A 13,846-nucleotide genomic window follows, 5' to 3' on the forward strand; every position below is an offset into this window, starting at 1 on the left:
TCTTTAGCCTGCTTTAAATCCATAGGTTTGAATATAATTATCCGCTAATTTTTGCGCTTGTTTTAACTCATTGTCATTAAGCTGTGACGCAATTTTTTCTTGTAAGCGATGACTTTCTTTATTACCGCTGTATACCGCGGTGGCTAACCATGCATAAGACTGTTGAAGGTTTTTTTTCACACCTTTACCTTCAGAATACATCACCCCAAGGCGATCTTGCGCTTTTGCATCTCGCTGTTTAGCGGCTTTGCGGAACCAAAAAACCGCTTTTTCATTATCCACTTCAACGCCACTACCTATCGTATACATCTGCCCAATCTGAAATTGAGCGATAGCATTACCACCCTGTGCTGCTTTTCTAAACCAATACGCGGCTTTATCGAGATCTTGAGCAACACCAAGGCCCTGAGCGTACATCATCGCCATGTTAGTTTCAGCGCGGGCGTCATTATTCTTTGCCGCTTCTTCATACCACAGCATTGCTTTATCATAATCACGGCGTACACCGAAACCATTCACATACATCGTACCTAATTGGAACTGCGCATCTGAATTGCCTCGATCTCCAGCTTTGATAAACCACTGTGCGGCTATTTTGGAATCTTGTGATACGCCTTCACCTTTAAAATAGCGTTGGCCAAGTAAGTATTGAGCATCTGCATCACCTTTCTGTGCTAGCTGTGTGATCTGCTCGATTGTCTGTTGAGTCGGAGTGGAGGTGTTCGAGGTGGTGGCAAGTAATAGTGAACTATAACAAACAGAACCTAACAATAATGCTAACGCGACTTTTTTCATCCTAAACAACCCTCAACAGTGCAAAAAAACCGACTGAGAAAACAGTGTGATCCTTTGTTATCGACAACCCACGACTATGCAATAGGGGGCTTTGTAGACAACTAGCTAATAGTTTAATGCCACTTTTACCCAGAAAGAATAGGAAAAGTAGCGTAATCTTAAAAAAAGCATTTTTCGTTGATGTAACAGTGAATATGATATGGGTTAGGTAAGAAAATGTTCACCTACCCTCACCCATTAGCGCTTCTATTGTTTAGTGAAGAATAAATCTAAACATGCAGTTGTGATCCCATGCTCATTCAGTGCTTTAAATAATCCACTTGATGATGCATTGGGGCAACCCAGTTTTTCTTTGATAGTTTGTATGCGCTGATGTTCCGTCATAATAGAACAACCTTGAATATAACTAATTTCTTTTGTTCTACATTGTGATAGCAACATACGAATTGTTAGCATCTCTTTTTGCGTTAAACGAATATTGCCAAACCGCATATGATTATGAATATTGGATAAGTCACTTGGCTGTCCATCAGCAGCAACTACTGTCGTTTCAGGTGGAACAATCTTTTCTCTTAGAGGCAAATCTATATTGTCTTTTTGTTGCCAAATTTTATGTGTGAAATCAGAGATCATCGGACGTATTTTAAATAAATTTAAAATATCTTTCGCCGTCAAATCATGTTTGCTATTCAAAGAGATTAATTCATAGACATTTCCAATTCTATGGCAAATATCCACTTTCATTTTATTATTTTTTATTCTAGAAAAAGTATTCATATATGCAGGGGAATAATTACTCCAAAATTGTATGTCTGATGATATTCGTTCACTTACCATGAGATCTAAATCATCAGCCCAATTCATTAGTATCCAATCATAATTACTATTGACGCTATTAATTTTTTTATTATCGAGATCAATTCGAATAAACGCCACATCATAGTCAGTAAAATAAAATACATTATTAAACTTTCTTTTAAAATTGGAACATGCATTTTCTAAAAAATCACTTTTAATATCCATAGTATATCCTTATTTAAATAGATTGCTTTACATGATAGTTTTTAGTTAAATAACCATACATAATATATGCCAAACAAATCAATGAAATAAATAACCCTATATATGCAATACCATAGTTTTTTAGGTAATTAACCGTTAATGGTGTTAAACCACCAATACAGGTTTGTGCAATATTATTGCCTAATGCCAATACCACCACATTACCTAATGAGCCAGAGAACAATACAGAGCTTGTTGCACTTAAAATCAAAGATGAGAATATGAGTAATAAAAATTGTGCAATGAAAACAAATGTAACATTAGTGCCTTCTAATAAATAGTAGAGAGGTATTGAAAGTAACATTCCGCCCCAAACTCCAACGCTAAAAATTTTTTCTGGTGAACTGTATTTATCGGTCCACCAACCAATTATGATAATCAATGAGATTAAAATACATGTAGACACAACCATGAATAAACTTTTAAAATCACCAAGATTTAAATGGGAAATAATTATTATGGAAGATATACTCTGCATATAAAAAATAACAGCACCAGGTATAGCAATAAAAATAACAGCAATAACACTTTTTATACTCAATTTATTCTTTAAGTTATTTATTGGTTGCTCTGGTAATTTAGCTCTAAACCAAAAACTAATAATAACATTAATTAACCCAAGAAATAATGGTATACGCCAACCAATAGTTTGCATTGTTTCTTGAGGTAACACCTTATCGAGTACAAATACCATACCTAAACAAATAGCAAACCCTAATAAACCACTACAAACAATCATAGCTGAAATTTTTGCACGTTCGTTTAGGCTTGAATCTTTAAATAAATATGTAACCAATGATGGATATTCACCTGCAAAGCTAAAAGATAATGCTAATTGAATAATAAGTATGGCTACTGGTGTATATGCTCCGAGTAATTCAATGGGTAAAAATGCCATAGATAATGTGGCTAGTCCCGTAATAAAACTCGTCAATATAAGAGCTGATTTCTTACCCACTTTCTCTGCATATAGACCAATAATATAACCGCCTATTGGCCTTGATAAAAAACGTAATGCAAATATTCCCCACACCATTTCAGTCGCTTGTTCATAGCCTAATCGATTTAATTCAGCACTTAAATAAGGTGAAATTGCTGCAAAGATGGCAATTTCATAAGATTCTAGTGCATTTCCCATTACAGCACCGAAGCGATATTTCCATTTCAAAATTAACCTCCATATTGTTATATTTTAAATAATTCGATTTGCAGTTAGGCGACTAGCTGAGCCTAGCCCAACATACTGTAACTTGAAGAATTTTGGGTATATGTCGATAATCATTCTATGAATACAAATATGACCTAAACTAGATGAAATATTTATCCCATTATCATTCATAGGGCTTCTATTGTTTAGTGAAGAATAAATCTAAACACGCGGTTGTGATCCCATGCTCATTGAGTGCTTTAAATAATCCACTTGATGATGCATTGGGGCAACCCAGTTTTTCTTTGATAGTTTGTATACGTTTATGCTCTGTCATAATAGAACAACCTTGAATGTAACTAATTTCTTTTGTTCTACATTGTGATAGTAACATACGAATTGTTAGCATCTCTTTTTGCGTTAAACGAATATTGCCAAACCGCATATGATTATGAATATTGAATAAGTCACTTTGCTGTCCATCAGCAGCAACCACTGTCGTTTCAGGTGGAACAATCTTTTCTCTTAGAGGCAAATCTATATTATCTTTTTGTTGCCAAATTTTATGAGTAAAATCAGAGAGCACTGGACGCATTTTAAATAAGTTTAATATATCTTTTACTCCAATATCTTTTTTAGTATTTATTGAAATAATTTCATATACAGGTCCTGTCTTATGGCAAATATCCACTTTCATTTTATTATTTTTTATCCTAGAAAAAGTATTTGCGTATGCAGAGGAGTAATTACTCCAAAATTGTATACCTGAAGATATTCGTTCACTTACTAGCAAATCTAAGTCATCATCCCAATTCATTAGTAACCAATCATAGTGGCTAGAAATACCATTAATTTTTCCCCTCTCCAAATCAATACGAATTAAAGAAACATCTGTCACCTTTAAGTCAAAAAAACATTCTATTTTATTTGTAAATTGCCGACAAGCGCTCTCAAGAAAATCACTTTTTACATTCATAAACTCTCCTTATTTTAAAAATTAACAAACAAATAATTACCTTAATAATAAAACCGTAATTAACAACATAATAAATAGAAAGCCAATTAAAAACGTCTACAGTTTAATGTAAACTCCGCCATCTTAAAAATAGAGCATTATATTTTCGATTGTCAAATAATTTTCTCATAGCCTCAATAAGTAACTAATTAAGAAAACCATAGACTATTATCATAAAAAACAAATGTAAAATGTTTTCTATATTCAAAGAGAATTGAAATAAATTAATATAACAATAATTGTACAGAATAATATTTAGGATGATTTTATAAATAAACACCCCTTAATTTATTAACGTAGAAAGATATATCAATAACTATCATATTAAATCTTACATTATTCATATTTTTATTGGAGAAGTTATGGAAAAAGATTGGCATCCAGCAGATATCATTGCTGCTATTCGTAAAAGAGGATCGACATTATCGCAAATATCACGTTCTGCTGGTTTAAGCTCTTCGACACTTAATAATACTTTAGTACGCCGATGGCCAAAAGGAGAGCAGATCATTGCTGAGTATTTAGAGATGAAGCCCGCGGAAATTTGGCCTTCTCGTTACAAGGAGAAAAATGATAACGGAATAAGTATTATTCAATGATTTAATGACACATGAAAAGATATTTTATGTTTATTGAATTTATACGAAATCGAGATAACCTTCATAATTATCTCGATTTTTTTAAGGAAAGTTAATAGTAATAACTAGCCATTTAAATATTTATTTCTTAAATAATGGGCAACTGCATCATCAGCATTAGAGCCAATAATTTCCAGTTGCGGTAATTCATCTTTTAACATTTGGTGTGCATTAGCCATAATGCAGCCTTTGCCTGATAGAGTCAGCATCTCTTTATCATTCATGCCATCACCAAATGCGATACAATCATGGACTTGATAGCCTTGAAGTGCCGCCACTTGCTGTAATGCCTCGCCTTTAGATACAACACCTGCCATGACTTCAAGACAGCTGCGTAGCGAAAAGGTGACATTAACGCGATCTTGCCAGCGTTCACGAATACGGTTTTGTAGATCCACCAACATATCGTGATCTTCACTGGTGTAATACACTTTACAAACATCCGAAGTATCAAAGTTATTACGATCAAATAGGTTATATTGAAAAACAGACTCTTTGAAAAACTCTTTTTGCTCTGGGCTTTCACGGTTAATAAACCAGTCATCACCACCATAGTAATTGGTGACAAGATCGGGATGATCAAATTCCATTAAACACAGCTCATGAGCGATATCAGGATCCACATTATGCTTAAAAATCAGTTCACCTTTAGTGTTATGCACTCGCGCACCATTAGATGTGATCATGTAAGCATCAATACCAAGACTATCTCTAATTTGTGCCACATCAACATGGTGACGACCAGTGGCAAATACAAAGTGGATATCTTGTGTATCAACGAGTTGTTTCAATGTTTCCTTGGTGAATGCGGTTAAATCATGATTGGGAGATAAAAGTGTACCGTCCAAATCAGAGGCAACAACAGGATATTTCATACTTAATTCCTAACTAATACTGCTCAAAAAAATCACAGATAGCATTCAGAGCCATAGCTCTAAGTGCATCCACTTCAAACAGGATTTCATGGTGTGCCCCTTCGATAACGAGAGGTAATTTTTCTTCTCTTCCTGTCTGCGCTTTTTGCCGACTTTGACAAAAAGCCTGTAGCTCTCGATTGCTGACCACTTTGTCTTCGCTGGCTTCTAACAGCATCAGTGGCACATCAATTTCTCCCGCTTTAGCAATTAGCTCATCGCCAATTGCAAAACTTTCTTTTAGCCAATGGTAAGTGGGACCACCAAGGCGTAATTCAGGGTAATCAGCGTAATAGCGTAAATAACGCCGATAACGTTCTTGACTGTGTGTCAGGACATTAATTAAATAAGGTAATGGCTGCCATTTGCCTGTCGAAACGGCATAATCCGTACGTACACTAGGATGCGATTCTGCCCTTTCGACAATAAAACTTGCCAGCCAATGCGGTATTGGCAAATTAATGCCAATCATGGGTGCACACAATGCCGCTGCATCAAATGTGACCTTATCGCGCAATAAATAACCCGCAAGTATAGCACTACCCATTGAGTGAGCTAAAGCATAACATTTGAGATAATGCCGACATTGCACTTCAAGTTCAACAAACTTGGCAAAATCATCAATATAGTCAGTAAACTTTTCGACATGGCCTTTTTGGGGATCATCTAACATGCGCCCCGATCGCCCTTGGCCACGATGATCAACAATGAATACATCAAAACCTAGGTGATAGAAATCATAAGCAATTTCAGGGTATTTAACATAACTTTCGCTACGTCCAGGAGAGATAACAATGGCTTTATCATGTTGCGCTCGAGTAAAACGCACATAACGGATCGGTAAGTCATCAACCCCTAAAAACTCAGCTTCTTCTCGCTGCTGCCAAAAATCTAAAAGAGGCCCGTTGGTAAATGCAGAAAATTGCGTTTCTCGATTTAACCAACTCTCTTTTAGCTTTTCAGGGGTCATTATGTGGTTATCCTTTCGTCATTCATAACCTTCAAGATGATCTCGGATTAATGCCATAAAAGCATCTCCAAAACGTTCAAGCTTCTTCTCTCCGACACCATTAATTAATAACAATTCCACAGGAGAAGTTGGGCAATGTTCTGCCATTTCAATCAAGGTCGCATCATTAAATACAACAAATGGCGGAATATTGTCTTCATCAGCAATAGATTTACGTAGTTTGCGCAACTTAGCAAATAATTTCTTATCATAGTTGCCTCGATAAACTTTGTTTTGCTGATTACGGCTTTTTGTCACTAATACACGTGGAACAGCAAGCAATAATGTCGTTTCACCCCGTAATATTGGCCTCGCAGCTTCTGTCAGCTGTAGAGCAGAAAAATGCGCGATATTCTGTGTGATCATGCCAAGATGGATTAATTGGCGGATCACGCTCACCCAATGTTCATTACTTTGATCTTTGCCTATACCATACACGGGTAATTTATCATGGCCTAAATCACGAATACGCTGATTATTTGCGCCACGTAATACTTCAACAATATAGCCAATACCGAAACGCTGACCAACACGATAAATACAGGAAAGAGCTTTTTGCGCATCCACCAGCCCATCGTATTGTTTGGGTGGATCTAAACAGATATCACAGTTACCACATGGCGTCTGTCGATTTTCGCCGAAATAATTCAGTAACACGAGGCGACGGCAAGTTTGTGCTTCTGCGAATGCTGCAATCGCATTCAGTTTATGTCGCTCAATATCCTGTTGCATACCCGCAGGTTTTTCTTCTAGGCAACGACGCAACCATGCCATATCAGCGGGATCGTAAAACAGCACCGCCTCGGCTTCGACACCATCCCGCCCTGCTCGCCCTGTTTCTTGATAGTAGGCTTCAATATTGCGCGGAATATCAAAATGGGCAACAAAACGCACATTGGATTTGTTAATCCCCATACCAAACGCAACCGTTGCCACGACGATTTGTAAATTATCTTTCAAAAAGGCGTCTTGTACCCACTCACGTTGTTGATTATCAAGCCCCGCATGATAAGCAGCGACGCTCAAACCGCGTTTTTGCAAGCGCTCTGCGGTATCTTCCACCTTACTACGGCTATTGCAGTAAACGATGCCTGCCTTGCCTTTTTGCCCTTTAATAAAAAACCATAGCTGGTCAAGTGGCTTATATTTTTCAACTAAAGTGTAACGAATATTTGGTCGATCAAAGCTGCTAACTTGAATCAGTGGGTCATGAAGAGCCAATAAACGAACAATATCGGCACGGGTGGTTTCATCGGCGGTTGCGGTTAGCGCCATGACAGGAACATTTGGAAAATGTTGCCTTAACTGACCTAATGCACGATATTCAGGACGAAAATCATGACCCCATTGTGAAATACAATGCGCCTCATCAACCGCTAATAAACCGATTTTCCAGCTGGCTAGCTGACTGAGAAAATAATCCGTTAATAACCGCTCTGGCGCGACATACAGTAATTTAAGTTCACCCCGTGCGCATGACTCCATCACTTCCCGCTGCTCTTGAGCCGTCTGAGAGGAATTCAAGCAAGCTGCATTAATGCCATGCAAACACAATTGGTCAACCTGATCTTTCATTAATGAGATCAACGGGGAAACAACTAAAGTCACACCCTCTTTAACCAGTGCAGGCACTTGATAGCACAAAGATTTCCCGCCACCTGTTGGCATTAAAACCAAACAATCACGGTTATCTAAAATGGCACGGATCACTGCTTCCTGCCCAGGGCGGAAAGACTGATAACCGAAAGTACTGTTGAGTATGCTTTCAGCAAGTGACAATTGGGAGATCACTTCAGCAGTAGACACGCGGATCCTCAAATTACAAACAGATAGCGCCCAATCGAGCAGCAAAATAGTAGCGGGTTCTACCCGTTATACTTCAAGTTGCAGCACCTTCCGTTAAGAAATAAGAACTGCACCTTGAAAGATTTAGGGTAGCACTTTTCAAGCATTCAACTCTATTTAAAACTTATACTTGAAGCAAAGCGGTTGTATGCTAGCAAATAACCGCTAACGACTAAAGCATATCATTCAACATTACACCAATACCAAAGCGTGTTTGTCTGTAATCGTAATCAATCATGGATTCGCCATAGCCACTAAATAATTGGGTATAAAACCTCACATGCTTAGTAATTGGATAGCTCCAGCCAAGCTCTGCGGCACCATAACCACTATTCCAGTTATAACGACCAGTTGCACTGATCACACTATCACCGAGTGCATAACCCACTTTTAAGCGATAATAGCCCATATATTTAGTAATGTGTTTATTGTCATCACTGCTGTCACTTTCAGGAAGGCGATACCACGGTTTTAAGTCAACCTGCCAATTACCATTTTGTGCCATTGCTCGTGCATAAATACGGTTCCAGCTACGCGATGTGGGATCTGAACGCCCATTTGATTCATGGTTAAAACCTGTTTCAAACTCACGTAGTGTCCAGCCACCTAGCTGATAATCCGTCGCCCAACCAATGAAGATTTGCGGCTCATAGTTAGTTTCACGAAATGGCGAAGATTCTTTTTTATTACTTAATTGCCACCAAGAACGTTGAGTATAGGATGCAGCTAGCACTGAGTTATCCCCAGCAATCCCCCGCCATAAAGGAAAGGCTAAGCTCAATTGAAATTTTACTTCATCACGTAATGCATCTTTACCCCAATCATAACTTTTGATCGCATCTTTATTCATTGAGGAGGTATAAGTGTAAATAATGTAGTTTGATTCATAAGGGTAGAGGACAAAAGGGTTATCGTAATTTTGTAGTAACCCTGAAATGATACTTCCTCTGACAGGAGAGTTATGGTTGGCTTCTGTGGGTGATGCCATATCCGTATTTTCGGCCGCCATCAATGAAACAGACCAACAACAGAGTACAGCTCCAAGTAATTTGTAAAGAACGCGCATCCTATCATTCCTATTCTGAAGTATACCCTAGATCATTCGAGTTGCAGGTAGGCGACTAGCTAAGCGTAGTCAACACCTCTGCAAATTGAAGGATGACGGGTATAGACTTAAAGGTAAAGTTTGTCTCATTCTACACGCAAAATCTTAGGGTTGCTGAAAGATTATTCATTGCTTTACTAGAGACATATTTTATACATAGTGTTAACTTATTATTTACATTTTTAAAGGATGAATAGGATTAAAGATGAATGACCGTACTTACACATTAGAAGAAGCAACCAAGCTCATGAGTGATGCGTTTATCTATAAAATGCCTTTTAATCACCTTTTGGGGATCAAATTGGCCCATATGACCGATGATTTTGTTCAATTAACCATTAATAATCGACCGGAGCTGATTGGTAATTTTACCCAAAATATCCTACATGGTGGCGTGATTGCGTCTATTCTCGATGTTGCTGGTGGAATGGTTTGTATTAATCGGATCCTTCAACGCATCACCCCTCTAGTGCATCAAGACATTGCAGATAAAATGTCTAAAATGGGCACGATTGATCTACGAGTCGATTATTTGCGCCCCGGTCGCGGTGAAACCTTTACGGCAAGTGCCAGTTTATTGCGAGATGGTAATAAAATTGCCGTCACTCGCTGTGAATTGCACAATGAACGTAACCAACATATTGCTACTGCGACAGCGACTTATCTGATTGGATGAAAATAAAAAGTAAAAATTTAGTTGCTCGGTAAACTAATAACTTGTAAAAAAACCCGCACAATGTCACATTATCGAGTCATAAATCGAGCCTATTTATATTCATGCTCGATTTATACTCGTCATATTTCAAGTTGCAGCGCTTTTCGTGAAAGTATAGTAGCTACGCTCACCTGCATTAGTCACATACTTCCGAATGCTCCTAGCGGCTCATTCACTTGTCGCCTTGCTGCACCTCGAATTATTTAGGGTATAAGAACCAAATTATTTTTAGCTATTTCTTTAAATTCAAATTCAGAGTCAATAATGAGCCAGCAAAATACCACCAAAGGCGTACTATGTGCCTTGGGAGCCTATTTGATTTGGGGAGTCGCCCCCATTTATTTTAAAACGATCCAACAAGTGCCGGCAGAAGAAATCCTGACTCACCGTATTATTTGGTCATTTTTCTTTATGTTGGTTTTATTAACTGCCACAAAACACTGGAGCTACATGCGCCAAGTGTTAAAGCACCCCAAAAAAATACTCATACTGGGTGCAACAGCGGTCACCATTGCTTCCAACTGGCTAATTTATATTTGGGCCGTTAACAATGGGCACATGTTACAGGCCAGTTTAGGTTATTTTATTAACCCATTGGTTAACGTGCTGTTTGGCATGCTATTTTTGCAAGAGCGATTCCGTCGCATGCAGTGGATTGCTGTAGGATTAGCACTGACTGGTGTTTTGATCCAGTTATGGCAATTCGGCTCTGTGCCCGTGATCGGATTAAGTTTAGCCGTCACTTTTGCCACCTATGGCCTGTTACGTAAAAAATTAGGTGTTGATGCACAAATTGGGATGACCTTCGAAACATTATGGTTACTTCCTGTAGGGATCATTTTCTTACTATTCTTTGCTGATAGTCCGACAAGCAATATGATGATGAATGATTGGCATTTAAATCTTTTACTGATCCTCGCAGGGATTATCACAACTGTCCCTCTTTTGTTATTCACAGAAGCGGCGAACCACTTGCGATTATCAACACTAGGTTTCTTCCAATACCTCGGTCCAACCATTATGTTCTTGCTTGCCGTATTTATCTATGGCGAACAAATGACACCCGAGCTATTGGTAACATTTGGCTTTATTTGGGTTGCATTAATTTTGTTTACCTTAGATGCACTTTACACTCAACAAAAGCTAAGAAGAACTGCCTAATAAATCTCGTTGATTAACCAACATGGCACTTATTGTTTTAATAACGATAAGTGCCATGTTTCATTTTATGGAACAGAAGTTATTAGTTTATTTTATCTATTTTCTGAATGCATAAACTATTAGTGTTAATTAAAATAACAACTTTAAACTAAATTCATTTTAAATAACTTATTTCTGATTAAAATAAATCATTATCATTTCCCTGAGAGAAATAATCTTCTGTAATTAACCCCTATTTTAGTTCCCACCGAACAAAAAAGCAATAATCCTTTATTTATCAACTTGTTAATGATGATCTATAAGTATTGATTTAATCAAAAAATTGGTTATGATGAGTTTTATCTAAAATCCGCTTCTGATTAATATCAGAAATAAAATCAACCCGTTGAATTAGCATAATATTTTTATTTTTCAAAATAAATGATTGCGTAATAAGCGCATCATCACTATATTGTACGCCGCTTGTATTCACCCCAGCGGATGGTGATGGTCCGATTCATCACTGACGTTTCATTAAAGTGCGCACGATGACATATATTAATTAGTGTCCTGGTGCGAGGTTTTCTGAAATTGGATACAGGTCGGTTCTAAAATTTAATTTAATACAATAATGTAGCACTATGACCGATGTTATAGGCCCTTCGTTATTTTGGATACAGTAAAATAATAATACTGTGATTCAAAATATACTCTAAATAATTTGAGGTTCAGGTAGGCGACAAGCGAATGATTCGCGAGAAGCATAGAAAACTATGTGACTGGCGCAAGTGAGCGATATCCCCCCTGCCACTTGAAGTATGACGAGTATATAACGGGTCAGCTACATGCAAGGTTCACTCTTGGATATACTCTAAAGCATTCAAGATGCAGGTAGGCGACAAGTGAAGACAGGCGGGAAGCATAGATAAACTATGTGACTCGGCGAGCTGAGCGTAGTCACTTATATTTCAACGAAAGTCCTGCAACTGGAAGTATGACGAGTATAAGAGTTGATGGTTGTTAAAGGCTTTTGGGAAGGGCTTAAACATGCAACAGAATACCGTTCAAATGAAACGTGTACTGACCACACCTGCGTTAGTTTTTTTCGGGTTGGCCTATATGGTGCCTCTCGGAATTTTCACCACCTATGGGCAAGTTACAGTGTTAAGTGAAGGTCATTTACCTATTGCTTACCTTGTTACATTAGCCGCTGTTCTATTTACTGCCATGAGTTATTGCCGTATGACAAGTGCACTGCCACTTGCAGGCTCCGCCTATTCATACGTACAAAAAACGTTTGGCGGCACACTGGGTTTCTTAGTCGGTTGGGCACAATTGCTTGACTACTTATTTCTACCGATTATCAACTATATCGCGATCGGGATCTTCGTTCACGAAGCTTTCCCCAATATCCCGATGCCAGTGATTATCTGTAGTACTATTGTCGTTGTCAGCCTGATGAATATCTTAGGGATCAAATTGGTTTCTTCGATGAATATGCTGATCATCGCGATGCAACTCATCTTTATTGCCGTATTTTTATACCTGAGTTTTAAGACTAACTTCGTACTCGATACTGATGCGTTATTAGCGCCTATAACGTTAGCTTCAGACCAAATGTCTGGGTTATTTGCAGGTGCTGCGGTACTCTGCCTAGCGTTTTTAGGCTTTGATGCCATTTCAACCATGGCAGAAGAAACCAAAGATGCACGTAGTGCGCTACCAAAAGCCATTATCTATACCGTATTTATTGCTGGTACACTGTTTGTGGTTATCTCTTATAGCGCACATTTAAGCTATCCAATGTGGCAAGATTTCATCCCAAATACCGATGTAGCGAGCCTTGCTGTCATGAAACAAGTGGGCGGTGCAATGATGGCATCGAGTTTTATTACCGCTTATGTGATTGGTGTATTTGCTTCTGCAATGACCTCACAAGCCAGTATCGTGCGTATTTTCTATGCGATGGGACGTGATGGTGTGCTACCGCGCTCTATCTTTGCTTACTTACATCCAAGGCTGAATACGCCTGTGTATTCCATTATTTTTGTCGCCATCGCTTCACTGCTGTCTTTGGTTTTGTCATTGAGCATGGTGGCATCCATGATTAGCTTCGGCGCATTAATCGCCTTTACCTTTGTGAATTTGTCAGTCATTAAGCATTTCTACATTGACCGCAAAGAAACCTTAGATGGTAAAAAATTAATTACTTGCCTGATTATGCCGTCAATTGGTGTCATACTGACTTTATGGCTATGGACAAGTTTAGATAAAGAAGCCTTTACCGTCGGCCTATGTTGGTTGGCAGCCGGTGCTATTTATTTAACCTTATTGACTCATGGTTTCAAACGTCGCCCTCCAGCAATTTCGGATGATGAGACGAATATGATCATTAATTAAACTCATGGCGTTACTCTAAATAATTCGAGTTGCAGCTGGGCTTAGCCAACAACGCTGCAAC

Annotated in this window: 12 protein-coding genes; 4 read left to right on the forward strand and 8 right to left on the reverse strand. The window is 38.2% G+C overall.

The features are described from left to right. Positions 1-3 precede the first annotated feature (3 nt). From SC428_RS09000 to SC428_RS09015, 4 genes are all read right to left on the reverse strand, one after another. Positions 4-795 (reverse strand): tetratricopeptide repeat protein, encoded by a 792-nt coding sequence (locus SC428_RS09000; protein ID WP_070927804.1) that lies wholly within the window; start codon positions 793-795, stop codon positions 4-6. A gap of 246 nt (positions 796-1,041) precedes the next feature. After that, a complete protein-coding gene (locus tag SC428_RS09005) occupies positions 1,042-1,818 on the reverse strand; it encodes a helix-turn-helix transcriptional regulator (RefSeq protein WP_140182081.1) in 777 nt (258 codons plus the stop codon). A 13-nt stretch (positions 1,819-1,831) separates the two neighbouring features. Further along, complete coding sequence (locus tag SC428_RS09010) at positions 1,832-3,025, reverse strand: MFS transporter (RefSeq protein ID WP_318707174.1); 1,194 nt, start codon at positions 3,023-3,025, stop codon at positions 1,832-1,834. Between the two features lie 178 nt (positions 3,026-3,203). Further along, a complete protein-coding gene (locus SC428_RS09015) occupies positions 3,204-3,980 on the reverse strand; it encodes a helix-turn-helix transcriptional regulator (RefSeq protein ID WP_283126628.1) in 777 nt (258 codons plus the stop codon). 401 nt (positions 3,981-4,381) lie between these two features. On the opposite strand from SC428_RS09015, the gene SC428_RS09020 reads away from it, so the two are divergent. Further along, entirely contained in the window at positions 4,382-4,618 is a 237-nt protein-coding gene (locus SC428_RS09020; RefSeq protein ID WP_318707177.1) for a helix-turn-helix transcriptional regulator, read from the forward strand. 104 nt (positions 4,619-4,722) lie between these two features. Here SC428_RS09020 and yigL read toward each other — a convergent pair whose 3' ends face one another. The 4 genes from yigL to pldA all read right to left on the reverse strand — a co-directional run bounded on the left by yigL (position 4,723) and on the right by pldA (position 9,491). Then, on the reverse strand, positions 4,723-5,532 hold the full coding sequence (gene yigL, locus SC428_RS09025; RefSeq protein ID WP_070927814.1) for a sugar/pyridoxal phosphate phosphatase YigL: 810 nt from the start codon (positions 5,530-5,532) through the stop codon (positions 4,723-4,725). Between the two features lie 13 nt (positions 5,533-5,545). Further along, positions 5,546-6,541: a lysophospholipase L2 gene (gene pldB, locus SC428_RS09030; RefSeq protein ID WP_070927815.1), complete on the reverse strand. Its 996-nt coding sequence runs from the start codon at positions 6,539-6,541 to the stop codon at positions 5,546-5,548. Positions 6,542-6,559: 18 nt separating this feature from the next. Next, positions 6,560-8,386, reverse strand: a complete 1,827-nt coding sequence (gene recQ, locus SC428_RS09035; protein WP_318707180.1) for an ATP-dependent DNA helicase RecQ — start codon at positions 8,384-8,386, stop codon at positions 6,560-6,562. Positions 8,387-8,597: 211 nt separating this feature from the next. Then, positions 8,598-9,491 carry a phospholipase A gene (gene pldA / locus SC428_RS09040; RefSeq protein ID WP_070927819.1) on the reverse strand — a complete coding sequence of 298 codons (894 nt, stop codon included), beginning with the start codon at positions 9,489-9,491 and terminating at the stop codon, positions 8,598-8,600. Positions 9,492-9,735: 244 nt separating this feature from the next. On the opposite strand from pldA, the gene SC428_RS09045 reads away from it, so the two are divergent. The 3 genes from SC428_RS09045 (at position 9,736) to SC428_RS09055 (ending at position 13,785) form a co-directional block, all read left to right on the forward strand. Further along, positions 9,736-10,206: a thioesterase family protein gene (locus SC428_RS09045; protein ID WP_070927821.1), complete on the forward strand. Its 471-nt coding sequence runs from the start codon at positions 9,736-9,738 to the stop codon at positions 10,204-10,206. Positions 10,207-10,509: 303 nt separating this feature from the next. Further along, positions 10,510-11,406 carry an EamA family transporter RarD gene (gene rarD, locus SC428_RS09050; protein ID WP_318707184.1) on the forward strand — a complete coding sequence of 299 codons (897 nt, stop codon included), beginning with the start codon at positions 10,510-10,512 and terminating at the stop codon, positions 11,404-11,406. A gap of 1,026 nt (positions 11,407-12,432) precedes the next feature. Then, on the forward strand, positions 12,433-13,785 hold the full coding sequence (locus SC428_RS09055; protein ID WP_318707186.1) for an APC family permease: 1,353 nt from the start codon (positions 12,433-12,435) through the stop codon (positions 13,783-13,785). Positions 13,786-13,846: the final 61 nt, after the last annotated feature.

The sequence above is a fragment of the Providencia sp. 2023EL-00965 genome (assembly GCF_033550225.1).
Taxonomy (GTDB): domain Bacteria; phylum Pseudomonadota; class Gammaproteobacteria; order Enterobacterales; family Enterobacteriaceae; genus Providencia; species Providencia manganoxydans.

Coding starts and splice junctions, on each gene's coding strand:
- SC428_RS09045 (WP_070927821.1), top strand. CDS start 9,736: ATGAATGACCGTACTTACACATTAGAAGAAGCAACCAAGCTCATGAGT.
- rarD (WP_318707184.1), top strand. CDS start 10,510: ATGAGCCAGCAAAATACCACCAAAGGCGTACTATGTGCCTTGGGAGCC.
- SC428_RS09000 (WP_070927804.1), bottom strand. CDS start 795: ATGAAAAAAGTCGCGTTAGCATTATTGTTAGGTTCTGTTTGTTATAGT.
- pldB (WP_070927815.1), bottom strand. CDS start 6,541: ATGACCCCTGAAAAGCTAAAAGAGAGTTGGTTAAATCGAGAAACGCAA.
- pldA (WP_070927819.1), bottom strand. CDS start 9,491: ATGCGCGTTCTTTACAAATTACTTGGAGCTGTACTCTGTTGTTGGTCT.
- SC428_RS09005 (WP_140182081.1), bottom strand. CDS start 1,818: ATGGATATTAAAAGTGATTTTTTAGAAAATGCATGTTCCAATTTTAAA.
- SC428_RS09020 (WP_318707177.1), top strand. CDS start 4,382: ATGGAAAAAGATTGGCATCCAGCAGATATCATTGCTGCTATTCGTAAA.
- yigL (WP_070927814.1), bottom strand. CDS start 5,532: ATGAAATATCCTGTTGTTGCCTCTGATTTGGACGGTACACTTTTATCT.
- SC428_RS09055 (WP_318707186.1), top strand. CDS start 12,433: ATGCAACAGAATACCGTTCAAATGAAACGTGTACTGACCACACCTGCG.
- SC428_RS09015 (WP_283126628.1), bottom strand. CDS start 3,980: ATGAATGTAAAAAGTGATTTTCTTGAGAGCGCTTGTCGGCAATTTACA.